Source organism: Pseudoalteromonas sp. ESRF-bin5 (assembly GCF_002632075.1).
GTDB classification, from domain to species: domain Bacteria; phylum Pseudomonadota; class Gammaproteobacteria; order Enterobacterales; family Alteromonadaceae; genus Pseudoalteromonas; species Pseudoalteromonas marina.
The window spans coordinates 13,384-37,296 of sequence record NZ_NTLW01000256.1 but is presented as its reverse complement, the minus strand read 5'-3'; the positions used below and the strand labels follow the sequence as shown (position 1 = coordinate 37,296).

At 40.1% G+C, this 23,913-nt stretch carries 19 protein-coding genes and 1 pseudogene; 9 read left to right on the top strand and 11 right to left on the bottom strand.

Features of this window, described 5'->3' with window-relative positions; genetic code table 11:
- The 8 genes and pseudogenes from BCG07_RS15895 to BCG07_RS15860 all read right to left on the bottom strand — a co-directional run.
- Positions 1-393, bottom strand: a pseudogene (locus tag BCG07_RS15895) (DUF4097 family beta strand repeat-containing protein); the annotation flags it as partial.
- A gap of 205 nt (positions 394-598) precedes the next feature.
- Positions 599-3,130 (bottom strand): TonB-dependent receptor plug domain-containing protein, encoded by a 2,532-nt coding sequence (locus tag BCG07_RS15890; protein WP_243532107.1) that lies wholly within the window; start codon positions 3,128-3,130, stop codon positions 599-601.
- Between the two features lie 291 nt (positions 3,131-3,421).
- Positions 3,422-4,267, bottom strand: coding sequence for a DUF4198 domain-containing protein (locus tag BCG07_RS15885; RefSeq protein ID WP_243532105.1), 846 nt, complete (start codon positions 4,265-4,267; stop codon positions 3,422-3,424).
- A 35-nt stretch (positions 4,268-4,302) separates the two neighbouring features.
- Positions 4,303-4,812 carry a DUF2271 domain-containing protein gene (locus BCG07_RS15880; protein WP_006792520.1) on the bottom strand — a complete coding sequence of 170 codons (510 nt, stop codon included), beginning with the start codon at positions 4,810-4,812 and terminating at the stop codon, positions 4,303-4,305.
- Positions 4,812-5,444 (bottom strand): PepSY-associated TM helix domain-containing protein, encoded by a 633-nt coding sequence (locus BCG07_RS15875; RefSeq protein WP_243532103.1) that lies wholly within the window; start codon positions 5,442-5,444, stop codon positions 4,812-4,814. The genes BCG07_RS15880 and BCG07_RS15875 overlap by 1 nt, the downstream gene beginning before the upstream one ends.
- 147 nt (positions 5,445-5,591) lie before the next feature.
- Positions 5,592-5,987, bottom strand: coding sequence for a YbaN family protein (locus BCG07_RS15870; RefSeq protein WP_243532100.1), 396 nt, complete (start codon positions 5,985-5,987; stop codon positions 5,592-5,594).
- 132 nt (positions 5,988-6,119) lie between these two features.
- On the bottom strand, positions 6,120-7,433 hold the full coding sequence (locus BCG07_RS15865) for a porin (RefSeq protein WP_010557898.1): 1,314 nt from the start codon (positions 7,431-7,433) through the stop codon (positions 6,120-6,122).
- Between the two features lie 106 nt (positions 7,434-7,539).
- A complete protein-coding gene (locus BCG07_RS15860; RefSeq protein ID WP_008131907.1) occupies positions 7,540-8,022 on the bottom strand; it encodes a MarR family winged helix-turn-helix transcriptional regulator in 483 nt (160 codons plus the stop codon).
- 428 nt (positions 8,023-8,450) lie between these two features.
- On the opposite strand from BCG07_RS15860, the gene BCG07_RS15855 reads away from it, so the two are divergent.
- The 4 genes from BCG07_RS15855 to BCG07_RS15840 all read left to right on the top strand — a co-directional run bounded on the left by BCG07_RS15855 (position 8,451) and on the right by BCG07_RS15840 (position 14,402).
- On the top strand, positions 8,451-9,302 hold the full coding sequence (locus tag BCG07_RS15855) for a D-hexose-6-phosphate mutarotase (RefSeq protein ID WP_243532098.1): 852 nt from the start codon (positions 8,451-8,453) through the stop codon (positions 9,300-9,302).
- 62 nt (positions 9,303-9,364) lie between these two features.
- Complete coding sequence (locus BCG07_RS15850) at positions 9,365-9,898, top strand: PH domain-containing protein (protein ID WP_243532096.1); 534 nt, start codon at positions 9,365-9,367, stop codon at positions 9,896-9,898.
- Positions 9,891-11,450, top strand: a complete 1,560-nt coding sequence (locus BCG07_RS15845) for a PH domain-containing protein (protein ID WP_243532094.1) — start codon at positions 9,891-9,893, stop codon at positions 11,448-11,450. The genes BCG07_RS15850 and BCG07_RS15845 overlap by 8 nt, the downstream gene beginning before the upstream one ends.
- A 126-nt stretch (positions 11,451-11,576) precedes the next feature.
- Positions 11,577-14,402, top strand: coding sequence for a TolB family protein (locus tag BCG07_RS15840; RefSeq protein WP_286891048.1), 2,826 nt, complete (start codon positions 11,577-11,579; stop codon positions 14,400-14,402).
- A 66-nt stretch (positions 14,403-14,468) separates the two neighbouring features.
- On the opposite strand, the gene BCG07_RS15835 is transcribed toward BCG07_RS15840, so the two are convergent.
- Both BCG07_RS15835 and BCG07_RS15830 read right to left on the bottom strand, forming a co-directional pair.
- Positions 14,469-15,620 (bottom strand): tetratricopeptide repeat protein, encoded by a 1,152-nt coding sequence (locus BCG07_RS15835; RefSeq protein WP_286891046.1) that lies wholly within the window; start codon positions 15,618-15,620, stop codon positions 14,469-14,471.
- Between the two features lie 48 nt (positions 15,621-15,668).
- Positions 15,669-16,802 carry a PepSY-associated TM helix domain-containing protein gene (locus BCG07_RS15830; RefSeq protein ID WP_286891044.1) on the bottom strand — a complete coding sequence of 378 codons (1,134 nt, stop codon included), beginning with the start codon at positions 16,800-16,802 and terminating at the stop codon, positions 15,669-15,671.
- A 284-nt stretch (positions 16,803-17,086) separates the two neighbouring features.
- Between BCG07_RS15830 and BCG07_RS15825 the strand changes: the two genes are divergently transcribed.
- The 4 genes from BCG07_RS15825 to BCG07_RS15810 all read left to right on the top strand — a co-directional run bounded on the left by BCG07_RS15825 (position 17,087) and on the right by BCG07_RS15810 (position 19,862).
- Positions 17,087-17,701 carry a SemiSWEET family transporter gene (locus BCG07_RS15825; protein ID WP_006792508.1) on the top strand — a complete coding sequence of 205 codons (615 nt, stop codon included), beginning with the start codon at positions 17,087-17,089 and terminating at the stop codon, positions 17,699-17,701.
- Positions 17,702-17,765: 64 nt separating this feature from the next.
- On the top strand, positions 17,766-18,587 hold the full coding sequence (locus tag BCG07_RS15820; protein WP_010557906.1) for a hypothetical protein: 822 nt from the start codon (positions 17,766-17,768) through the stop codon (positions 18,585-18,587).
- A complete protein-coding gene (locus tag BCG07_RS15815; protein WP_006792506.1) occupies positions 18,584-19,057 on the top strand; it encodes a pilin in 474 nt (157 codons plus the stop codon). Before BCG07_RS15820 ends, BCG07_RS15815 begins: the two co-directional genes overlap by 4 nt.
- Before the next feature lie 16 nt (positions 19,058-19,073).
- A complete protein-coding gene (locus BCG07_RS15810) occupies positions 19,074-19,862 on the top strand; it encodes a PhzF family phenazine biosynthesis protein (RefSeq protein ID WP_010557907.1) in 789 nt (262 codons plus the stop codon).
- 65 nt (positions 19,863-19,927) lie between these two features.
- On the opposite strand, the gene BCG07_RS15805 is transcribed toward BCG07_RS15810, so the two are convergent.
- Entirely contained in the window at positions 19,928-22,435 is a 2,508-nt protein-coding gene (locus BCG07_RS15805; protein ID WP_286891041.1) for a zinc-dependent metalloprotease, read from the bottom strand.
- A gap of 288 nt (positions 22,436-22,723) precedes the next feature.
- On the opposite strand from BCG07_RS15805, the gene BCG07_RS15800 reads away from it, so the two are divergent.
- Positions 22,724-23,902, top strand: coding sequence for an efflux RND transporter periplasmic adaptor subunit (locus BCG07_RS15800; RefSeq protein ID WP_286891040.1), 1,179 nt, complete (start codon positions 22,724-22,726; stop codon positions 23,900-23,902).
- Positions 23,903-23,913 lie beyond the last annotated feature (11 nt).

Sequence of the window (23,913 nt, the reverse complement as noted above, 5' to 3'; positions counted from 1 at the left end):
CTTAAGGTTGTTAGGGACGGTGACCACTAAATTAATGCTTGGCGATTGACCGCTGTAAAAGCTAATTCCATTATTACTTGTATTTTGGGCAACAAGCTTTGCTTTGGTTCCACTCTGAACGAGTGTGAGTTCGTATTCATCGTCAATATCGGCTGTGTAAATAGTGGCGTCAACATTAATACTGGTTGCTGTTGATGAGCCCATTATTTTAAGTGAACCTGCGCCGCTTAATACGTCTAGGTATTCAAGGTTATTGCTAGGTAATGTAAGTTGCTGTGTTTGTTTTACCGATGCAACGCTTGGCGAAATATGAAACACGCAGCCACTTAATAATAAAATACCGCTAATTAGCGAAAGTGGTTTAGCAATGGTAGATACAGTTGATGAGCTCATGGTTAGTCCTTTTAATGTGACGTTATTTGTTAATATAACAAGACTAGAGCAATAATGGGGCCTAAATTTAAGTGTTTGTTTTATAATGAATTTGGTTTTTTGCTAAAAATTAAAAGACTAATTAGTGGTTAAAATTACTAACTATTAATAAAAAGGATGCATAGCGCATCCTTTTTGTTTTAACGACTGGTTTTAATTATACAAATTAAAAGCTGTAAGTAATGTTACCGTATAAAAAGCGACCATCTAAACTGTACGGTGTATAGGGTGTGTACGGGAATATTTGGCTAAAGGTAGAGTAACCAATGTTATCGACCGTAGCTTGCGGGTATTGGTCAAATAAGTTATTGGCACCCAGTGCAAATTTCCATTCGTCATTAGGACGATATGCCACTTCTAAATCGGTTATCCATTTGGCGTCTAGGTATTCATCGCGATCGCTTGTTGTGGAAATATCAGCAACTTCACCGTAACGTGTTGCACGTAACGTTGTTTGCCATTCGTTAAAGTTCCACACGGCCGACAGATTCAGTTTGTTGTCTGGTGTACCTTCTTCAAAACGACCTACTTCACGGCGTGCAAATACAACGTAGTCGTCACCTAAAGAGTTTAGTTGTTCAGGATTATCGTCAACGTGTGTCACTTCGGTGTCGTTAAAGTTAGCCGCTGCGTTTAAGCGCACATCGCCAAAGTTATCTAACTGAAGTAGGTAAGTTGCAACAATGTCTACGCCTTGCGTGCGTGAGTCAATTGCGTTAGTAAAGTAGCGTACGCTTTCGGTATTTAACTCACCAGCATCCGCTAAAATTTGCTGTACTGCGGCACCGCTTAAGTTTTCCGAGAGTACAATACGGTCATCAATATCAATACGGTAGGCATCAACCGTTAAGCTAAAGTTACCTTGGGTGTAAACAAAGCCAGCAGTTAAGTTAACTGAGTCTTCAGCGTCTAACTGTTTTGCGCCAAGGGCTTGCGCTGCGGGTGCATCTGTTGGGAATAGACCTACTTCAAACGCTTGGTTGTTTTCAAGTACGGTTGAAATTTGGCGATACGAGCTTTGTGCAAGCGATGGTGCACGGAAACCTGTGCTAATTGCCCCACGTAGCGATAAGTTTTCGTTTACGCTGTAACGTGTTGCAAGCTTTGAGGTAAAGGTGTTGCCAAAGTCGCTGTAATCTTCGTAGCGGCTTGCTAAAACCATGTTCCAGTTGTCGGTTAGGTAGGTGTCAAACTCAACAAATAGTGCAACGTTATGGCGGCTTTCATCTGTTACGCTTTCTGGACCAAAACCCGAAAGTACCTGTGCGCCACCGGCAGCAATTGGGTTGCCATTGCTATCAAGTGCAGTAATGTAAGAGGCTTCTTCACCCTGTTCTATTTTATAGCTTTCGTGGCGGTATTCAGCACCTAGAGTAAAAAATACGTCGTCAGGTAATCCTAAATCAAGGGTTGTGCTGGCATCACCATTGATTATAAATTGGTCATAAACTAGTGCGCCGTTATCAAATTCGGTGGGGCTGGTGGCACCCAAAGACGTATTTAAGCTATTTACAACGCCCAATGCAAAGTCGTTACGGCCATAGTTGGTACTTACATCCCATGTCCAGTCGCCCGTTTCACCTTCTAGACCTAGGGCAAATGAGTAGTCTTCAACATCGGTTTCAATTTGCGGTAAAAAGCCATCTGGGTAAAGTGCTAATACGTTACGGCTGTCTTGCGCACGGCGGTAAAAGCCACCTGAGTTACCTTCTCGTTTTGAGTAGCTACCAAATGAATACAGGTTTAGGCTGTTATCTAGCTCGTAACCCATATTGTAAAATAAAGCGTAATCTTCAAGGTCAGCTTTACCAAAACGATGGTTGTAACGGTCAATAGTAAATTCGCGCGGGTCTAGGCTGCCATCGTCAAGGCGGCTATATTGCTCGCGAGGGTCAAAACCAGAGCGTTGTGTTGGGCTGTTATCGCGGTATTCAATCGATACGTTTACAAAGCCGCTGTCTGATAATGCAAATCCAGAGTTAGCGCTAATTGTGCGTGTGGCGCCATCGCTAATTTCGCGGTCATCACCTAGGTTAAATGCAAGGTCACCGTTTGCATCTGCGTAGGTGCTTTCTAAGTTCGGTGCGCCCGCCATTTGTGTATCGTATTCACCATAGGTTACGCTTACACTACCGCCTTCAGAGGCATCTTTTAAAACAATATTAATCACCCCAGCAATGGCATCAGAGCCGTATTGCGCTGCAGCGCCATCGCGAAGTACTTCTACGCGCTTAATGGCTGATGTAGGGATCATGTTTAAATCTACCGCAGTAGATCCTCTACCTACAACACCCGCTAAGTTTAAAAGCGCGCCAGAGTGACGGCGTTTACCATTGATAAGCACTAAAGTGTGATCGGGCGCTAAGCCGCGCAGTACAGCAGGTTTTGCGTGGTCTGTTCCATCACCTAAAGTGGCACTTGGAAAGTTAAAGCTAGGCACTTGGTTGGCAAGAACTTGGCTAATCTCAAGTTGGCCTGTGCTTGCCATGTCGCTGCTAGTAATAATATCTACTGGCACTGAGCTTTCAGCAATACTTCGCAAACTACGGCGAGTACCTGTTACTGAGATTACTTCGATATTCTCTTGTGCCTGAGTATCTTGCTCTGCTGCATTAGCTGTAACAAAAGAGCCGCCAAGTGCAGAGGTTACGGCCAGGCTAAGTGCTAATTTATTGGCTGATAAACGCTTAAAAGTCATTTATGTTCCTTAAGAACGTCGTTGTTTTGGTGAGTTTGAAAAAGGAGCGAATCATATAGAAGCGCTCAACTACGTGCAAAGATAAAAACCATCTATGTTATTCACGTTTTTAATAAGTAAGGCCACTGTTTACGTACGTTATAGACGGTTAGATCGTTACTGTTGTAATCTTGTGGCGAATGGTTGAGAAATCAATAAAAGTAAAAGGGAGATTGAAAAAAAGTGATAGGCATAAAAAAGCCAAGTTAAAAACTTGGCTTAAAAAATACGTTTAAATAAATGCCAAAATAATTACTCAGGCGCTACTTCAAGCGTTGTAAATAAAGCATAACGACCTGAATCTACGCCTTCTTCCTTTACATCAACTTCGGTGGCGGTTTCAATTAAATAGATACCCGGTGCGTTCCATGTTGTTGTAAAGAAGCCGTTTTTATCGGTGGTTACTTTTACTTCGCCGCGTTCGTTACGGTAGCGAGTGTCGCCTCTTAAAATATTTACTTCAATACCTTCGCCTGCAGGCTTGCCGTCTTGTAGTAATTGAAAACGCGCTTGCTCGCCTACAAATAAATCGTTCGGATGGGTTGGGCCACTTAGTTCAAGGCCTAAACCTAATAATGCAGGCTTAGATGTACCGTTACGGCTTACAAACGTGTCTACCGTTGAAATCACTTTAGTGGTGCGTACGCCTTGAGCGTTGCTAGGTAATTTAGCGTCTGTTTTTTTGCCAAATACACGTTTGCGTTTACCTTCTTCATCTTTATAAAAGGTCATGTACATTGGCTTTTGTGTCATTGCAATGTGGTAGGTGCCCTGTTCAGTTAAACTAACTGCGGCTGAGCTTTTGCGTTTTAAGTAATAAGCACGAATAGTGTCGCTAACCGGCTCGCCGTTTGGCATAAGCGCCATGAGTAATGTGTCGTCCCATTGAGCGTCTTTTTCTTTTGGCTTAAAGGCTTTATCGGGGGCAAACATTTCGTTAGAAATACTCGCATCAATCATTACATAATGCGCTTTATCGCCAGAAAGTGAGGTGTGTGATGGTAATAACCAACGGCCATGTGCGCTGGCTGATGTAGATACCAGCGCTGATAAGCTAAGTGCGCCAATTAATGCTGTTTTTAATAAATTAATTTTCATTTTTCTGTCCTTTAAATTCGAATTATAAATAGCTACTACTTAGCGTTTACGGTAACAAAACTGGTTGAAAACTCTTTTTTACCATCGATGGTAATTTTACCTGGCTTTGTTAAATCGAGTTCGAGGCGTTTGTAATCACGGCCTCCTTCTTCACGAACAACTTCAATATTTAAAAGGTATTTACCAGGTGCTACGGCGTTGCCGTCTAAATCTTTACCTTGCCAATCAATTGTATAAGTACCAGCGCGCTTAGTGGCGCCACTTATACCGTCAAAGTTAATATTGGTTTTACCTGCTTTACGCCACCATTGGCGTAAGTCTTTAAACCACTCGGCTTTTTGAACCCAAAGTGCAAGCGTTGTTACGTGTTTGCGCTCTGGTGTTTCTAGCCACACAGCAACGTACGGTCGATGATAAGGTTGTACATCAAGGTCGGGTAGGGTGAGTTCAATCTCTAGCTGCGGCGTTTGTGCCTGAACCGTTGTTTGAAATAGTGCGGCAACCATTAATAATGCTGCGCTAAATACAGTACTAACTTTTAACATTAAGACACTCCTTTAATTTGTGGTACCCAGCATAAATAAATAACCAATGGCGTTGCGATGCCTAAAACGGTTATCCATATACCTGCTAAGCGTTTTTTTCTGTTTTGAAACAAAATAATCATGCCGGTAATGGCAAAAATAATCATTAATACCGCTGAAATATCAATTACCCAGCTCCATACTTCACCGGTGTAGCGACCTTTATGTAAATCGCCAATAAGGCTTAAAAAGCCGCCTGTTTGGTAATCGAGGTTTAGCTCGCCAGTTGTAAAGTCAAGCTCAGCGTAAGCAAAACCGGCCGGAAGGGGGTAGTCGAGCATGACAAGTGCGTCTTCTTTTTCCCATTCAATACTTTTTACCTTGGTGAGTGAGTATTGTGTAGCTAGATAGGCTTCTATTTCTGGGTAAAGCGAAGGCAGTGTATTTAGCTGTGCGTTGGCTTTGGTTACAAGCTCAGCTGGAATAGTTGCAGTGACGTGCCCGTTACTTTTATCGTTTTTAAGCCAGTCAACATGGTTAAGTACAATACCACTAACACAAAATAGAATGAGTAAAAAAAACAAAGCGGTAGAAATGTAAATATGTAGGGCACGGCTTGTACTGTACAAAGCTCGCTTATTAATAAACGACATAAATAATTTAATGTAATAAAATTTATTACATGATAATGATTTGCATTACTTATTACAAATTTACTTACGTAACTTTACATTAATATTTTAAAACCCCTGAATTCTGGCTAAATAATTTTTAAGCTAGTTAGTGCGTTTAAACGAGGTTTAGTGCTGAGGGGGTTGTGAGGGTCTTAAAATAAGGTAAATCATAACCGCAATTTCTATTGCTGCTACAAGGTATACAACCCAATTAGGTGCTGTTGAGTTAAGTAAAAGTATAAAGCCAGTAAGCATACCAATAGCGGCAAAGTACTTAGCTTTAGTTGGTACCACTTTGTGAGCTTGCCATTGCTGCAAGGTAACACCATAGCGAGGGTGATTAAGTAACCAATTTGCAAGTGCAGGAGATGAGCGAGTAAAACAAGTGAGCGCCAAAATAAAAAATATAGTCGTGGGCATGACCGGAAGCATAATGCCTACAATGCCTAGCGCCACTAAGGTTAAGCCTAGCATTTTTAACCCTACATTTTTATAACAGATAAGTGACGATTTTATATTCATTGACGGCGCTATAGTGAGTGGCGACTAATTTAAAGTGTAGGCCAATTTTACATTTATTATAAAGCTAAAACGCTATTCCAATAAAAAAGGACATACCCAGTATGCCCTTTTTTGTAGACTAAACACTAGTTATTAAAAATAATAACCAATGTTTATATTAAAGCGTTTTTCTGTTTCGCTGCTGTCACCTGCAATCGATCCACCAACGAAAGGTTGGTTATTAGCATGTACAAAATCAAAGTAGGTAAACAAGCCGCCAGCGGCTACAGAAACACCCGTCACGTTCATCCACGTATCTGCGCTGTTGTCAGATTTATCGTAGATAATCCCGTAATCGTTATAAAATTGTAGGCCTGTCACTGGGCCCCACTCAACTGGCATGCTGTAAGCGATGTTTGCATTGGTCATGGTTGCTTCTGCGGCAATACTGTCGTAAAACGAGTAAGCACCTACGGCCATACGATCAATATTATCTATGTCGTAGTTGTATTCACCATGTTGAAGCTGAAAGTTCCATGCATCAATATTGCTATTTAGGTGCATAGCCCATGCATAATAGTCGCCCGCGCGGTCATTACCGTCATGTAACCCGCCAGATAACGCAGAAAAACCTAACTCGGTTGTGCCGCCGTCATGTTCAAAATGGTAACCGTAACGGCCCGAAAACGTATTGTATTCGCCTATTTGGGTTACAGGTTCTGCGTAAATGCCGTCTTCTGGGGCTCTTACGCCAACTACATCGTATGAATAGCGATCGCTGCGGTTGTCAACGTAGCCATCTACGCCACCAAGCTCATCGTTTTTGAAAAAGCCAAGATCTAATTGCCAGTTATCTGCAATTTTACGTTTAAACATGATGCCTAAATCGTGATCATCTTCTAAACCGATGTAATAGGTGGTGTTAAAAAACCAGTTGTGAGAATTATAAGGCCAGTTACCAAAGGGTACTTTGGTGATACCTGCTTGTACTTGCCAATCGTCTGCAAAATCGTACGCTGCATAAGCATATTTTACTGCGGTCATGTAATCAAAAAAGCGAATTTCTGCGTTAAGAATAACGTCGCCTACATCACCAGAAAAATTAAGTCTAAAAACGTCAAAATCGAAGTCGCCGCCGCGGTCTTCGTTATCGTCATCATACGATGCATAACTAAAGTTTGTACGAATAGCACCGCCGACCTTTATGCCGCTGCTTTTTTCTTTCGGCGCTTCTGCCACCACAACGTTTTGGTCAGCTTTTTTCTCGATAAGTGCAACTTGCTCTTGGTGTTTTTCGTTAATTTTTTGCTGTTTAGATTTTTCTTCAACTAGTTTTTGTTCAAGCAGCTTCATTTGCTGCTGTAGTTGTTTTAATTGACTTTGAAGCGTGTCGATATCGGTGGCGTAAGAAGTACTCGAAACACTACCTAAAATAAATGCGAGCGATAATTTTGAGAGTTTGGTCATATTAGCTGCTTCTTTTCGTTTGGTTAAAAATAAAAACCCAAGATATTAATAACACCTTGGGTTAAGAGCTTAGTACAAAACCATTATATTTTTTATTGTTCGTTTTTTATTCTTTAGGCGCTTGTGTAAGTGCGCCCACTTCAAGTAAGGGAGATGCATCTAATTTATCTGCATCCATCATGGCTGCAATACGCTGCATAGATGAAAGTAATAAAGACTGCTCCCATTCAGCCAGACCAGAAAACTTTTCTATGAAGTGTTCTTGTAATGGTTGAGGGGCTTTAAGTAGTAATTCTTTCCCTTTTTCGGTGAGGTGTAAGCTCACTCGACGTTTATCCATTTGGCTTCGAACGCGTGTGACCAGATCTCTGCTTTCAATTCTGTCGAGAATATTAGTTACGGTCGCTGGGCTTAAATTTACATTTTGTGCAATGCGGCTAGCAGTGATGCCATCAGTTTGAGACACTTCGTGCATTATAAGCAGTTGTGGGCCAGTTAAGCCGGCTGTTTTATTAAGTTGCTTTGAGTGTAAATCAATCGCTCGGATCACTTTACGTAAAGATACCAATAACTCGTCATATTTTTGCATGTGTTTATCTCGTCGAAAAGCGATGCTTTGCCATAATCGCGAAATGTTACACATCAAATAAATTGAATTCAAATTAAAAATTTAATTTTTTACTGCTGTTACTCGTTTTTATTAATTAGAGTAGAAACTAATTTACCTTAAAGCAATACCCCTTTAGTTAAGGTTTTTTATAGGTGGGAGTGCTTCGTTAAGCATTTTAGCTACGTTTGCACTATTAAATACACGGCTCAAATTGCTTTTTTTACAATTCATTTTATGCGTTTAGTGTGTAATTAATTAAAGTGTAAATTAAGTAAGTGCATGATATACAACTATCAATATGCTCACAATGATTGTCTGAATAAGCAAAAACTTATTTGCTTGGTTTATACTTTACGTTATATGTAAGAGTATTGAACGTTGTGATTATTAATATTAAAGGGAAAGGCATGAAATTATCGCCATCAGTGAGCATTGAACACACCGAAACCGGTCTTGAATTTATTAATATTGAAAGTGATTTGTGCAATGCAAAAATATTTTTGCAAGGTGGCCAAATTACGCAATTTACACCTAAGGGCAAGCAACCTCTTATTTGGGTGTCGGGTAATGAAACTTTCTCAGAAGGCATGAGTATTCGCGGTGGTATTCCTATTTGTTGGCCTTGGTTTGGGACACATGCTAACGGTGGTTGGCCCGCACACGGTTTTGCCCGAACCAGCTTGTGGCAAGCTGATGAGGTTAATGAAACTGAGGAATGTATTACGGTGAGTTTAAAGCTACCCATGAAGTTGGTGAACACTGAATATTGGCCGCATCAGTCGGCATTGAAGGTGGAATTTGTTTTAAGTGATTCGCTTGAGGTGAGATTAACCACAACAAACTTAGGCGATACGGCGTTTAGCTATACACAAGCGTTGCATACATATTTTCCAACGTCAGATATTACTAATACACACGTTGACGGCTTACAAGGTGCGCAATATATTGAATTTGCTGAAGGACCTTTTACGCAACAAGCGGTTGTTGGATTTGAACGTGAAACCGATATGGTTTACACCCAAGCCACACCTATTCAATACATAAATACGCCCGAAGGCGTTATTAAAGTTGGGCGAGCAAACTCTAGTTCGTGTGTGCTTTGGAATCCGTGGATTGAAAAATCAAAGCGCTTGTCTAATTTTGCTGACGATGAATACAAAACCATGTTATGCCTAGAAGCCGCCAATGTATTAGATGATGCTGTTACTCTTGCACCACAGCAAAGCCACACGTTGGTAACATCTATAGAATGGGCATAATAAGATATGCCTAATTAGGCTTTGTGTGCGAATAAAATAATAAAAACAGTATAGGAAATAGTGTGTTTAACAATCAGCAAATAACGGATTTACCACAGCATAAAAACATTGAATTTAAAGCGCTTGCCGATAAAGCATTGCTGCATGCACAGCTTAACTGGTTAGTGTTTTATATTCCTTTTAGCGCAATATTAGCCGCAATTTGTTACTTCAACGAAAATTTTGCGAATAACGCGCAAACGTATTTATTAATTGGTATGCCTATTTTAATTCTCGCTTCTATGCTTTACAGCGTTGCGAGTATTAAATTGCAAGGTGTGGCTATGCGTCAGCACGACATTGCGTTTAAAAAAGGAATTATTTGGCAGCGGGTGACTATTTTACCGCTAGCGCGCGTGCAGCACATTGAAATACACCGTGGCCCCATTGAGCGAAAGCTGGGTTTAGCCAGTTTAAAGCTGTATAGCGCCGGTGGCATGAGTGCCGATTTGCAAGTAAGCGGGCTTACACACACGGATTGTAAAAATATGCGCCAGTTTGTTCAAAATTACCGCCAAGAACAAACGTCTACTCAGGCTGTACCAGCCGATGAGTGATTTTACACCTCATACCACACAAACGGATGCTGGCCAGGTGCAATTGTGGCAAAAAGTATCGCCTTGGGCACTTTTGTATTTTGTTGTCCATTTTGGTGTGCGTTTTGTGCGCGACGGTATATTTAACCTATTACCGCTTGGTTTTGTATTTGTTACACAAGTAGAAAACAAACTCTTCTGGGGGCAAATTGCAGCAGCAGTGGCTGTAAGTGCTTTGCTTTTATACTCGGTTTTATATTACAGAAACTTTAGGTTTTGTATTTCAAGCGATAACGAAATACTCCTTAATAAAGGCGTTTTTAAAAAAGAACGTTTAACGCTTAAATTTGAGCGAGTACAAAATGTAAATATTGCTGAGCCTTTTTACTTTAAACCAGTAACGCTGGTTAATTGTATTTTTGATGCGGCAGGTAGCGCGGCTCAAGAAGCTGTATTGCCGGGCGTAACCCAAGGTTACGCAGAGCAAATGCGAAAGCAAATATTTGCTTACAAGGCCCAACAGCAACTTGAGCCAGACAGTGAAGTAGAAACAGACGAGGCTACTGAGCAAAGTAGTTTGTTTATTTCAAACAAAGAAATAGCCAAGTTTGGTTTAATGTCAAACATGGCTATTTTAGCGCTAGCCGCCATTGCACCACTCATAAATGTGGTAGCCGATGTGCTTGAAAAGCAATTAATCACAAAAGTAGAAGGCTTTTACGAGCAAGAACTTGGACTTGTAGCCAGTGCAGCGTTATTTGCTATATTCACAATGTTTGTACTTGTGGTACTTATTGCTGTTTTGCTTTCGGTGGGAATGTCGCTGATTCGGTTTTATAATTATCAGCTTTATTTTAAAGGTAAAAAGTTTAAACGCATTGCCGGTTTATTAGAGCGCCACCAGTTATCGATGAGCTTAGACAAAGTGCAGTCGATTGTCATTAAGCAAAATATTATTGCCCGGTTACTTAAGCGCTTTACCGTTGAATTTTTGCAAGCGAGTAGCGGTGGTGCAATGGCGGGTATGGCCGCTAAAAAAAATAAACAAACCTTAGTCTTACCTGTATTAAATAACGAGCAAGTAAACAGCGTATGCCAGTGGATTTACCCGTGGTTTAACAACAGCGCACTGGCATTTAAGCAGGCAGAGCGAGCACTTTGGTATAAAAACTTAGTCTTGTATGCATTGTTACCTAGTCTACTTGTTGCTGTGTTTTGTTATTTTAATGAGCTTAATTACTTTATCAGCGTGGGTGTGCTTGCTGTATTTGCAGGCTTGGTTACCTTGTCGTATCAACGTTATGGTTACTATTTACATGAAGATGATGGCCGATTTTACATGGTTGTACGTAAAGGCATGATTGGCGTACATTATCGTGTGTTTGAACTTTATAAAGTACAAAGTGCTAGCAGCGAAAGTACCTATTTAATGCGAAGATCAGGATTGAAAAGCCTGTATATACAACTTGCTCATGGCTTTGCGTTTATGCCATACATAAAAGAGCAAGACGCTGATTTTGTGATTGATTTTACGCTTAAACAGGCTGAGTCAGACACTCGTAGTTGGATGTAATTTCTGCAAACAATAAAGTATGTGCGAAAACACATTTGCACATGCTTTATTACACTTTTTTACTGCAAACTCAGTGAGTTTAATAATACTCTAAGCATTATTGAAAATGCTACTTAAGGGATTATTGTGAAAAAGTCACTCATTGCCTCAGCTTTGTTGCTCGCTGCCCCCGCGTTCGCTGCGGATTGGCAAACCATTCATACCGAGCATTTTAATGTGCACTACAGCATTGAGCATATTGATTTTGCTAAATCGACCGCGGTTGAACTTGAAATTGTTCGCACGAAAGTGCTTGAACAACAAAATCGTGCACTCGATGAAATAGTCGATGTTGTCGTGTTTGACCCCTTAAATGCGGCGAACGGGTTTGCCTTGCCTACATCAAGCAACCCAGTAATGGCACTTTTTACTACCCCACCGCAGTCTGATACGGTGATTTCAAACAGTTCTGGTTGGCAGCAGTTACTGGTGTTGCACGAATACATTCATTTAGTGCATTTGGCCCAGCCTACACGCAACCACTGGCAGCAAAAAGTGCGCGGTTTGTGGGATATTTACGATTTAACCTACAGTGATACGCCGCGCTGGGTTGCTGAAGGGTATGCAACGTTAATTGAATCTAAAATGACCGGACGAGGGCGCTTATTTGATAATTACTCTGAGTCGATATTACGTGAATTTGCTCAACAAGGTGCGCTACCAACCTATGGGCAATTGAATAGTGATAATGGTTTTATGGGTGGCTCTATGGCCTATTTGATGGGCAGTCGGTTTTTATATTGGCTAGAGCAAACATTTTCTGAGCAAATACTTGATAGTGTATGGACCCGAATGCAGGCAGTTAAGTCGCGTGATTTTGATGAAGCATTTGAAGGTGTGTTTGGCCAAAGCGCAGCGAAGCTATATCGCCGTTTTATTGCTGAATATACGTATAATGCCATGCAGCAAGAGCAAGGAGAGCAACCACTTGATAGTGAGCTATGGCTAGAGCTTGATTTATACGCAAGCAATCCAACACTTTCACATGATGGCAGCAAGCTTGCAATAGTTGAGCGTGATGCAAAGCGTAATACTAAGCTCGTTATTTATAGCACCGAAGATAACACCAAAGCGATGGAGAGCTTTGAAAAGGCACAAAATGAGTTAATTAAGCAAGACCCACTCGATATACCAGATTCGCCACCGAGCGTGTTTAAGCGTGAACAAAAGCAAGTGCTTAATCAAATAAATCGGGCAGGTATAGCCAACCCTCAATGGGTAAATAGCACAACACTGTATTTTAATGCTTATAGTACTGAAGAGTCCGGCATTTATAATCGGGTGTCTGATATATTTAGCTATAACATTGAAACCGGCAACGTAGAAAAGCTAACCGAGTTTGCAGGGCTAAGACGCTTTAGTGCAACAAGCGACGGTGACACTTTGTATGCAGAGCAAATACGTGATGGCTATTCTGAATTAGTAAAAGTAGATATTAATACCGGCACCATAACGCCGTTGTTCAAAAAAAGCTTAAATACTGCATACGATTACCCCACGCTTAGCCCCGATAATAAAAAATTAGTTTATTTATCAGCTTCTTTAAACGAAAACTGGCAGATGTATATACAAGATGTTGATGGTGGTATTAGCCAGCCTGTACCTATGCCAAACGGATATCAATATTTAACCCAACCTAGCTTTAGTGACAATGGCGAATCAATCTATTTTGTTGCGGGATTAAATAAAACGACTGATATTTATAATTACCATATAGCCAGTAATACCCTAAAGCGTTTAACACATGGGCAAGAAGCGGTTGCTCACCCCATTGAAATGCAAGATGAAACGCTGCTTTATTTATCGATTAATGCCGACGGCCCTGATGTAAAAAGCCTAGCGAATACCAGTATTAAAACGACGGTGACCGATTTAGCTGCTAATAACAAAGCCCCGCTATTAATGGTTAATGAGCACACATTGCCAGAGGCTAAAGTATACGCGCAAGAGGCTGGCGAACCGCGCGATTATGCAATATTTGATCAGCATGCAACCTTTGCGTTGGGTTCTCAGTATTATTCTGCATCGACCAGCTTATTAAGTATGGGTATTAAAAGCAGTGATTTATTAAAGCAGCTAGACCTGCAAGCCGGTTATAGCATTGACTTAAACGATGATGCATTACATGGTGGCTTTGTAAACGCTAAATACAATGCGCTTGATGTTAAGTTTAAACTCGCTTTGTATGACTACAACTTAGATACCTCACGCCAATATCAAGCTTTAAGCCCAAGCAATTTAAATAACGAAATAGATGCTCTTGGTGGGTTTGTAGCAATGAGCTATCCACTTAAGTTTGGCCAATTAAGCTTAACCCCTGAGCTTGCTTATAACTATACTGATTACAAACAAAGGCATACTCGTTGGACGCGTGTCGGTTTTGCTCAAAGTTGGCAATATGACCGCCAAGCTTTTGCTATAGGGCAGCGTATTAATGCCCGTTGGTACGAAGGTAAAGGTGAAAATAATTGGCAAGGGTATGACCTCGATGCGAGCATATTTGGTAAGGTGTATAACGCTCCTTTGTACATTAATTTCACACAAAAGCAGCGAGACGATGCACGCCTTGCGCTAGGCGGGTTTAGTTCGAACCTTATTAATCAACACTACAGTAGTGAATTTGTGCTGGCAGCTGATCTGCCTTTTTATAGTGCAACTGCCGAGCGTTACCAAGGATATGGCGGCGGAGTTACTTATAAAGAAGGTATGCCATGGCTTTATTACACTCAGCATCAATTAGATGACAGCGTTTATGCACAAAGTTACGGTTTAAAATATCAAGGTGACTTTAGCTTTGGCATGGGACCTGCGGGTGTCAACGATTTAACATTTAATGTGGGTGTGTCGAGAGTTGAGGGCAGTAGCTTTGACGATGAAATGCGTGCATGGCTGAGCTTTTATTATTCGCTTTAAATAAATTTAATGAGTTAATCTGAACTGTGGGTAGTAAATCGATTAACCACAGTTCAATTTAGCCTGCTATTTATATTGTAGCGACAACAATTTGGCTTGATATACGTTTAACTTTTTATCGTCTCGCTCATACTCAATTGCTTTTTCAATTAGCCTCTTCGTGTGCTGTTTTTTACCTTGCTGGTAGCGAATTTTAGCAAGCTCTAGGTATAGCTCAGAAATATAGGGAGCTTTAACGATAGCGAGTTCTAAGTGGTCTTTTGCTCGATTAATAAAACCGGTTTGTAAATCGTTTTTTGCTAGAACAAGCAGTTCGTAAGGGCCTTTCTCTTTATTAACTAATTGACTAGTTAGTTGCTCAGCAAGTTCACTTTTACCAAGTTGTTTAGCTAATAATTGATAATTATTAATTAAATTTATATTCGATAGATTATTGTTTATAGCTGTTTCGTAAATTACTTCTGCTGTTTTTAAATCGCCCGCACGGCGATGTAAAATACCTGCCATATTAAAAAGCTCAGCATCATTCGGAGTAAAGTTGTTAGCTTGTAAAATAAAAGAATAAGCGGTGTTTAGCTTTTCTTTAGCTAGTGCTTTAGCCGCTAAATTACTATAAAACTTCGCAACCAAATCGTTGTAGCTGGCACTGCCGGAATAAAAGCTACCGCGAGTAGGAAAATAATCGATAATGGTACCTGGGCGAAAAATCTGGATAATGTTATCTTCTTTCTCAACTTTTGGTGCATATACCTTGGTTCTGAAATGATTAGCTACATAGACCATTCCACTTTCTTTTGCATACACAGGTTCGCTAGTAACTTCTTGAAAGCTGGTTTCTAGACCCAGCGCATTTGCATAACTTTGAGTAAGAACCGCTAAACTAATACAGTTACCTTGTTCGCGAGTAAGAGTTTGTGCAGACGTTAATGTATCGCCATGGTACTTAAAATCGCTAAGTTGGTTTTCTAAATAGTTGTAAATAATACGATCGGTTCTAACACCGTTTAGTTGCTGCTGGTCGGCATAAGCTAAAAAGCGTTTTTTTTCGGCGTTTGGCAATTCAAAAATATTCAACTCAGTGGGAGTGTCTATTTGTTTAAAGCGGGTGTGATTAATAAGCGCAGTAAGCTGGGGTTGCTCAACTATAGGCGTTGTTGGAGTGCTTTTACATGCACTTAAAAATACCAAAAATAATGTAACTAATACTATAGATTTCATAAGCCACCTCAATGTGATTTTTAACATTACATTGAGGTGACTTTTTAATCAAGCGGTTATTGCTCGTTGTTTATTATAACGATTTTTTTGCGATTGTTTTTTACGTTTGCGGCGTGTGAACCATAAATAAAAGCCAGTAGCGCTTAGCCATAGTGGGCTTAGCCCTATAAAACTCCACAGTATTTTACTTATTAGGCCAGCAAAGTAACCAAAATGAAGCTTACGAAAGCTGTCTAGCACTTTCCAGCCAAGACCTACTTGGCGTATATCCCAATTGGCAATATGCTCACCAGTGATTTTGTTATACGAAACGGTATTAGCGTATTCACTTGCCAGTGGGTTATTAGAATTTACTTCACCAAATACAGTAATGTTGTCGTCAGGCTCTAATGGCATAACCAAGTAAGTGCTGTTGAACGTGGCTATTTGTTGCTTGCTGTCATCTAAAATATCTTGGAAGGAAACATTTTTGCTATACAGGTTTTTGGTTAGGGCATGATGTTCTTCTTCAGCATGTTCAAGTACTTCGTGATACCAAACGGCACCATTAAAATAACCACCGGTTATAGCTAAAACAATTAAAATAGGTGAGCCAATAACACCAGTCATTTTATGAATATCACTTAATACGATTTGTAATGTTGCGCGCCAACGCACGGTAAATAGGCGTTGCCAAAACTTTCGGTAAATAATGAGGCCGGTTATTCCAAGCACCAATAAAAATAAAGCAAAAAAGAACCCAAAAACGGTGCCTGTTTGGCCTGGTAAGCTTTTTAAATCATTGAGTAAAAAGGTGTAATGGAGTTCTAAAAACCAATCTGTAAAATAATGGCTCGTTCCCACGGGAGTTGACAAAATATCACCAGTATATTGATTTAAATGAAATTTATACCAAACTTGCGACTCGCGCTCGATTAAGTAAACCCGATCAGCAGTATCGTCGTTAAAAATTTCCCAGCTACCAATGACATACTCAGGGTAAGCGTTCTGAGTGATGGAAATTAACTCATCCATATTCAAACGTTCAGGTTGAGTGCTAATCACAAAATGACTTTCGGGCATAAGTAAGCCATCTATCTCGCTTTTAAATACAAGCACACTGCCGGTAATACTTATTACAATTAATGGAATAATTGCAATGAGAGCAATCCAGCTATGAATTTTGAAAAGTGTTTTTCTCATGGGTTATTGTTTTCTAAATTACTTATATGCAAATGATATCAATTGTTATTTGTATTTAATAGTGGTTGAGTAAGTATTCGGGAAATTAATAAACTGTGCACATTACATAACATATTTTGTAAATATAAGTTTCCAGTTACAAAAAAGGGTTTTTGTTGTTTAGTTGAGTTAAATTAACTTCACTCTACAATGCCGCGCTCACAGTAAAAGCCTTTTAAAACATATGTTTAATAAATGTTTTTATTAAGTAATTAAAGTAACCGTTATGTAACAGCGAGGTTGTTTTGGCGCACTATTTGCCTATTTTGTCTTCATTTATTTTACTTTTTAGCTTTTTACCATTGCTAAATAAAATTAGAAAAAACAGAAGTGTTTCTGGTTTATCTTTGCTGATGATGACATTTGGAGTCGCACAGAGTCTCTATTTCATAACGTATAACATTTATTTTGAGCGATACTTTATTGCTTTACCTTTTTTTGTAACAGGCGTATTAAGCGGCTTGATCTTGTACTTTTTTGCCCGTTACAACGCCGCAAAGCAAGAACGGCTTCAGTTAGTGCTTATGCTTGGCTTTTCGCTTATGCCGTTTTCGCTGTTATTAAGTCCAAACTTTGATACCGCATGGGTGCTCAACGCACTTACCTATGTAGGATTGGTGATGAGCTCAGTGCGCGTAATGCCACAAACCTACAAAACGCTGCGCACAGGTGATGTAAGTAATTTAAGTGCTCGTTATTTTAGTTTGCAGTTCATAGCGGGCATTTGTGGCTTAGTTGTTGAGTTAACAAATACCACACCAAGTACTTCACACTTACTTATGTTTATCATGTTGTTGCTGACTAATGCCGTGCAATTTGGTTGTATGCAATATTATAAAATGCGACCGATAATGGCTTAATGTTTTCATTTATATTTAGGTAAATATATGGCATGTTACTTTATCGTTATTCAAAGGATAGAGTATGAATTGGGAGCAATTTGGCTATTTATGCCGAATAAATAGTTCAGCACAGTTAAGCAAAAGCGATAAGCTAAGGTTAAGTGAAAAGGCGAGACTAAGCATATACCAAGGCGATAACGACGATAGTGAACTTGCAAAAGCGCTAGTTGCAGGTGTTGTGTCGCAAGACGAAATAGCCGCACAAAAAAGTGCAACTTATTACCAGTGCTTACCCAAATTAATCAACGATTTTAAATTTGAGCATAAAGGCTGGCTTGTTTATTTGACGTTTGTTTTTGCGTTTTTTTGTTTATCTTCTCTTCTTTACCAACTTTTTGTTGTCCCTGCATTTGTAGACATGTACAGCATGAATCAACAACATGATCACAATGTCTTTGATAGCTATTTTCGCTATTGGTATGTTCCGATCATATTATTATTTTTGCTGCTTAGTTTTATACTCAGCGTAATTTTAAAGCTCAAAAACGCCAGTATATTGAGTGAGTTAAAGCCGTTTTCAGGCTTGTTTAAAGTGTTTTTCCCACGAAAACTAGTCAAAAACTACGAAACACTAACTGCTATTTTATTCTTTCCATTAAGCTCAGTAAATTCAGGTGTTACAACCACAGAAACAAAGCATTTATATGAGTGTGAAGCACTGGGGTTAAATGCTCAAAATGAGTTTGAAGTACTGTTACAGCAGCAGTTAAAACAGTTTAATCAGCGCGCAAAATACTTTATTAATAAACTTATAATCGTTTATGGTGCAGTGATTGTTGTCTCTATTTATTTGTTTGTATCAGCGGCCTATAAACCACTATTTATGTATGGAGAAGTATTATGAAAGCAAAAGGATTTACGCTCATAGAGTTAATGGTGGTTGTATCAATTATTGGTATTTTGGCTGCTGTAGCATTGCCTCAATACAGTAAATACATGCAAAAGGCAGAGCTTGTTGATCCACTTGCTATGGCGGCTGCAATACGAGAAGACGTAACTGTGTTTTACCTCGAGAATAAACGTTTTCCTAATAATAATGAAGAAGCGGGTGTCCCTGCTAGTCAATACTTAATAGGGAATAGGGTAACGGGAATTACTATTAAAAACGGTGCCATACATATTGCTTTAGGCAACAAAGCATCTCGGCCTTTACAAAATACCACGTTAACGTTTAGACCAGCAGTTGTTGAGGGCAGCCCCTCTAGCCCAATTTCTTGGTTGTGCGGCTTTGATCAGCCAGTCACAGGAATGAAAGCGATTGGTGAAAATAAAACCTCAGTGCCAAAAGATTTATTACCCTCGGCGTGTATTTAAAATACTAGGGAAGCTAATGCAATTAACTATTCACCAAATTGATGCGTTTACACACGCTTTATTTAAAGGCAATTATGCAGCTGTTATCCCACTTGAGTCGTGGTTGGATGATGACCTAATGCTAAACATAGGCGCTGAAAACAACGTATCTGAAACTGCGTTTACCTGTAGGCAAACTGATGGGCGTTTTGCTATTCGTTGGTTTTCACCTTTAATGGAAATAGACTTTTGTGGCCATGCCACTTTGGCTGCTGCGTATGTATTATGTGAAGAACATAATGTATCGCAAATTCGCTTTATCGCTGATGCAGTGGGTGAGCTTATTGTTAATAAAAACAATGATGGTAGCTTCGCCATGACATTCCCTAAACAAGCACCTGTAGAGGTTAAAAACCCGCCACAGGCACTGTTAAATGGCTTGTCTATACAACCTATTAAGGTACTTAAAAATCGCCAAGCTTACTTTGCTGTTTATGAATCGGCTAAGCAAGTAGAGAGCTTAAATACCGAGTCGCTACTCTTAAAAACATTAGCGCCATACGATGTAGTTGCCACTGCGCCTAGTGATGAATACGATTTTGTTTCTCGTTATTTTTGGCCTGCCAGCGGTGGCGATGAAGATTATGTCACGGGCTCTATTCATACAGGGCTTGCTCCATATTGGGCACCGTTGTTAGGTAAAACACAGTTAACTGCCTATCAGGCATCTAGCCGAGGTGGTCATATACAGTGCGATGTTGGGGAGTCAACAGTAACTTTAACAGGCCATGCTGTTAGGTATTTAAAAGGCACAATTTACCTTTAATGGTGATAGGAATTAAGTTTATAAAAAAGGCCACAATCAATGTGGCCTTTTTTTGTTACAACTATTTACGCTTCGAGTGCTTTTGCAATTAAGCGATCAATATACTTTTTATGGGCTTTGGCTGCAGTATCTGCGCCCCATGACAGGCTTGTATCCGCTATTTCGGTTAACTGATAAAGCGCGGCTGTTTTAGCGAGGTTATCGAATTTGCTTGGTTTGCCTAAACCTGCAATTGCAATCAGTTGGTTTACATATTCAATTTGTAAATTGTGACTGATTGAGCTGGCCTCTGCGTCTTTAACAAAAATACTTGCAGTTAAATCCCCCATAAATTGATTTAAGCTATATTCGTTTCCGTATAAAGCGGTATCTGAAATACGCAGTAAAACGGCTGGGTGCAATAGCTGTGCAAGCACAGACTTTTGCATGCCCAAAATCATTTTGTGAGGTTTAGGGTCTTCATTTTTACCATAGTGATTAAACCCGCGGCGCTGTTGCTGCATGAAGTTATAAAGCGGTTGCATGCTTTGTAACACATCAGGTGCAAACACGTACTCGGCTAGAATTTCCATGGCTTGAGTTTGTTTTTCAAGCGGCACCGGGGTGAAAGGTTTGTCGGCGTTTGTATCACCTACAACGGCGCGCTCTACATAAACCCCACCAATTTGGCGAGATACAATACCTGCCTGCGATCTGTACTGGCCAAATAAGCTATTAGCTGAGGTAACAAGTTGCTGGTAAGAATCACCTTCAACAGTGGCTTTATCTTTAAGCTCAGTAAACAGTTTATTGATAAGTGCCATACGGTCTGCACCATAGGCTGCTGGGTTTGATGACAAATCGCCAATCATTACGCGGGGATCGATATGACGGCCCGGCGCGCGCATATCATCTGCATCGTTACCAAATGCTAAAGCATGCTCACTAGAACGCGCAAGAATTTTACTAAGGCGAGCTTGCTCGGCAGATGCGTCAGCCAGCGCTACGCTGTATCCGTAGTTAATAGCCCAGTCGTCGTATGGGCCTGGTTTAGTTTGAAAAATATCCCCTTGCTGCATGCCAATTGGTGCAATGTTAGCCGGTGCGTAGTCCATTACTGAGCCTGTTACGATACCTTGGGTTTTACTCTTGTCGTGCACTTCTTTCTCATCCCACAAAATAGATGATTTCATGTTGTGGTTAAGGCCCAATGTATGACCTACTTCATGCAGAATAAGCTGTGTTAACCCTTGGCGTATCATTTCGTTTTCTTCAATGCTATCGCCAGTAGCTAAGCCTTTTGCAAGCATAAGGTTTTGTTGAATTTCATGACCTAATGAGCAGTTTAATTCACCGGTATGTGTACTATTGCCGTGGCTCATAGCGCCTTGAGTATAAAGGGTGTCGTAAATCCAGCGATTTTTCATAAATACAAACTCAAGCATGATGTCTGAGCCCAGTATTTCTCCTGTTAGCGGGTTTGCTAATGCAGGCCCGTAGCCACCAAAGGGAGGCTTAGGCGATGAGGTCCAACGCAGTACATTGTAATTAATGTCGCCTGCATCCCAGTCGGCATCATCAGGTTGTACTTTTACTTCTAAGGCATTTTTAAAGCCTGCTTTTTCAAAAGAGCTATTCCATGCAAGTACGGCGTCTTTTATTGTATCGCGCCACTCTATTGGTGTGGTGTTTTCTATCCACCATGTAATTGGTTTTACAGGCTCTGAAAGTGCAGCGCTTGGATCTTTCTTTTGTAAATCCCAGCGCTTAATTACATCTTCGTAAGGCGTCCAATCAGTTGACGTCATTTGATCAAACTGGTTTGTGAAATAGCCAATGCGCGCATCGTCTAAACGAGGTTGATAACTGTTTTTAGGTAATGCGACAAATGAATGCTGAACCTTCACCGAAACACTACGCGGGTCACTTACTGCGCCAGAGCCACGAACGGTTGGACTTGCATTGGTAAATACGTAATCTACGACAACGTCTAAATTATTAGGGTAAGGACGCTGTTTAATAATGCGCGACTTTTTGCTGTCTAGTTTGCCTACTTTAAAACGTTTTTTAGCATTTTTATCTGCAGGGTTAATAGTTGGAGATACTTTATGAAGTGCTTCACTTAAAAATAACTTATTGACGTTAAATGCAATTTTACCGTCTTCTTCTTTTTCTATTTTAATACTCGCAAGCACGGCTTCACTAATGTTTGCATTGCTGGCTTTTGAAATGGCACTATTCTCGTCAAATTTATAACGAGGTGTTTTACTTATAATATCGATACGGTCGAAGTACTTTCTAAACTCAATAAGTTTGGTTTCACGGTAAGATCCACGAAAGTGTCCAGCATCAGTCACCCCATCAACTGTATGAGCAAAATAAACGAAAGAAGTATCAAGCTGTGATTCGTTAATGACCATTAAGTGCTTACCCGTTTTTTCGTCCTGATAAAGGTTAAATATACCGGCAAATTCGGTTTGACCTTTGATCATTTCACTTAATGTTTTTGGTTTTTTTTCGTCTTTTTTGTCATCGGCAAAAGCATGGCCGCTTAGGGCAATACTGAGCGCAAGAGTTAGGGTGGTTAATTTCATAATGTCATCTTTTCGTTTGTTAATTTATTTTTACTGTACGTAATTTCAATTTGTTTCGTACAACAAATCGATGAAATAATACCTTTTTTATTTAATGTATTGATTTTAAATAGTAAAAGTTTGTAACAAAATATAATTTTATGGCTATATAATCTAATTTATAATTAAGTAATTAATTACGAGAAGTATAATTAATGCACATTTGTAACAGTTGCTTACAAATGTCACGTAATTGTTTAATTAAGCTCTGTTATTATGGCGTTAATAGAAATTTGGGGTAATTAGGATATGCAAACAAATTCACTTAGATGGGTTTTTCCATTTGTTGCGCTTGCTATAGGAGTTGTTGGTTTTAAAGCAATAAACGCTCTTGCAAATGAACAAGAAAAAAAAGTGTTAGTTGATACGCGACCTACTGTTCAAGTTGAGCCGGTTTCGGCTAACGACCATCAGGTTGTAATTAACAGCTATGGCGAAGTAAAGCCGCTGGAAAATACACAACTGTCTGCACAGGTATCGGGAGAGGTACTGAGTTGGCATCCGAGCTTTGTTGCCGGTGGGGTTGTAGCACGTGGTGAAACCTTATTTTCGATTGAAAAAGATAACTACGAAGCTGCAGTGCTCGTGGCTGAAGCTGAACTTGCTCGTGCCCAAGCGGGTTTTATTGAAGAACAAGCGCAAGCAAAAGTGGCTGAAGACGAAGCAAAACGCTTTCCAAGTAAAGCGCGTACTGATTTATTTTTACGTAAGCCTCAAGTACTTAGTGCGCAAGCAAATGTTAAATCAGCGCAAGCAGCATTAAAACGTGCGCAGCGAGATTTAGAAAACTGTGATGTTAAAGCACCTTACGATGCACTTATTGTGAGCCGTAATGTAGGTGTGGGCCAATACGTGACAATGGGCTCACAAGTCGCTGAGCTAAACAATATAGAAACTGCTGAAGTAATTATTCCTATTGCAGGCTTTGATAGTGTGTTTTTGCCTGAACGTATTAAAGGGATTACCGCAACAGTTATTCAAAAAGGCCTTAATAGCTTTACTCGTGAAGGCGTTATTGACCGCGATTTAGGTATTGTAGATAACGCAACACGTATGAGCAGTTTAGTGGTGCGAATTGAAGACCCATATGGCCTTAAAAATAAGCAGCCAGCAATTAAATTTGGCAGTTATGTACAGGTTAATTTTGCTGGTACAACATTAAATAATATCTACCGTTTACCTCAAGCGCTTGTTAACAACCAAACCGTTTGGGTGGTAGGCGAAAACCAAACCCTTGAACCAAGAAAGGTAACGGTAATACGAGAAGAAGGCGAGTACTTCTATATTAGTAGTGGCCTAAAAGCTGATGATAAGCTGGTGGTTACGTTACCAGAATACCCTCAAAAGGGAATGGAAGTTAAAATAGCAGGTGCCCAACCGGCACCTGAAAGCTCTGATGTGAGCACCTCAAATACGCAACAGCTTTAAGGTGTAATAAC

What these genes read in the sequence shown, in the direction of transcription:
- BCG07_RS15890 (WP_243532107.1), bottom strand. Translation starts at nt 3,130, where the DNA reads ATGACTTTTAAGCGTTTATCAGCCAATAAATTAGCACTTAGCCTGGCC.
- BCG07_RS15885 (WP_243532105.1), bottom strand. Translation starts at nt 4,267, where the DNA reads ATGAAAATTAATTTATTAAAAACAGCATTAATTGGCGCACTTAGCTTA.
- BCG07_RS15880 (WP_006792520.1), bottom strand. Translation starts at nt 4,812, where the DNA reads ATGTTAAAAGTTAGTACTGTATTTAGCGCAGCATTATTAATGGTTGCC.
- BCG07_RS15875 (WP_243532103.1), bottom strand. Translation starts at nt 5,444, where the DNA reads ATGTCGTTTATTAATAAGCGAGCTTTGTACAGTACAAGCCGTGCCCTA.
- BCG07_RS15870 (WP_243532100.1), bottom strand. Translation starts at nt 5,987, where the DNA reads ATGAATATAAAATCGTCACTTATCTGTTATAAAAATGTAGGGTTAAAA.
- BCG07_RS15865 (WP_010557898.1), bottom strand. Translation starts at nt 7,433, where the DNA reads ATGACCAAACTCTCAAAATTATCGCTCGCATTTATTTTAGGTAGTGTT.
- BCG07_RS15860 (WP_008131907.1), bottom strand. Translation starts at nt 8,022, where the DNA reads ATGCAAAAATATGACGAGTTATTGGTATCTTTACGTAAAGTGATCCGA.
- BCG07_RS15855 (WP_243532098.1), top strand. Translation starts at nt 8,451, where the DNA reads ATGAAATTATCGCCATCAGTGAGCATTGAACACACCGAAACCGGTCTT.
- BCG07_RS15845 (WP_243532094.1), top strand. Translation starts at nt 9,891, where the DNA reads ATGAGTGATTTTACACCTCATACCACACAAACGGATGCTGGCCAGGTG.
- BCG07_RS15835 (WP_286891046.1), bottom strand. Translation starts at nt 15,620, where the DNA reads ATGAAATCTATAGTATTAGTTACATTATTTTTGGTATTTTTAAGTGCA.
- BCG07_RS15830 (WP_286891044.1), bottom strand. Translation starts at nt 16,802, where the DNA reads ATGAGAAAAACACTTTTCAAAATTCATAGCTGGATTGCTCTCATTGCA.
- BCG07_RS15820 (WP_010557906.1), top strand. Translation starts at nt 17,766, where the DNA reads ATGAATTGGGAGCAATTTGGCTATTTATGCCGAATAAATAGTTCAGCA.
- BCG07_RS15815 (WP_006792506.1), top strand. Translation starts at nt 18,584, where the DNA reads ATGAAAGCAAAAGGATTTACGCTCATAGAGTTAATGGTGGTTGTATCA.
- BCG07_RS15810 (WP_010557907.1), top strand. Translation starts at nt 19,074, where the DNA reads ATGCAATTAACTATTCACCAAATTGATGCGTTTACACACGCTTTATTT.
- BCG07_RS15805 (WP_286891041.1), bottom strand. Translation starts at nt 22,435, where the DNA reads ATGAAATTAACCACCCTAACTCTTGCGCTCAGTATTGCCCTAAGCGGC.
- BCG07_RS15800 (WP_286891040.1), top strand. Translation starts at nt 22,724, where the DNA reads ATGCAAACAAATTCACTTAGATGGGTTTTTCCATTTGTTGCGCTTGCT.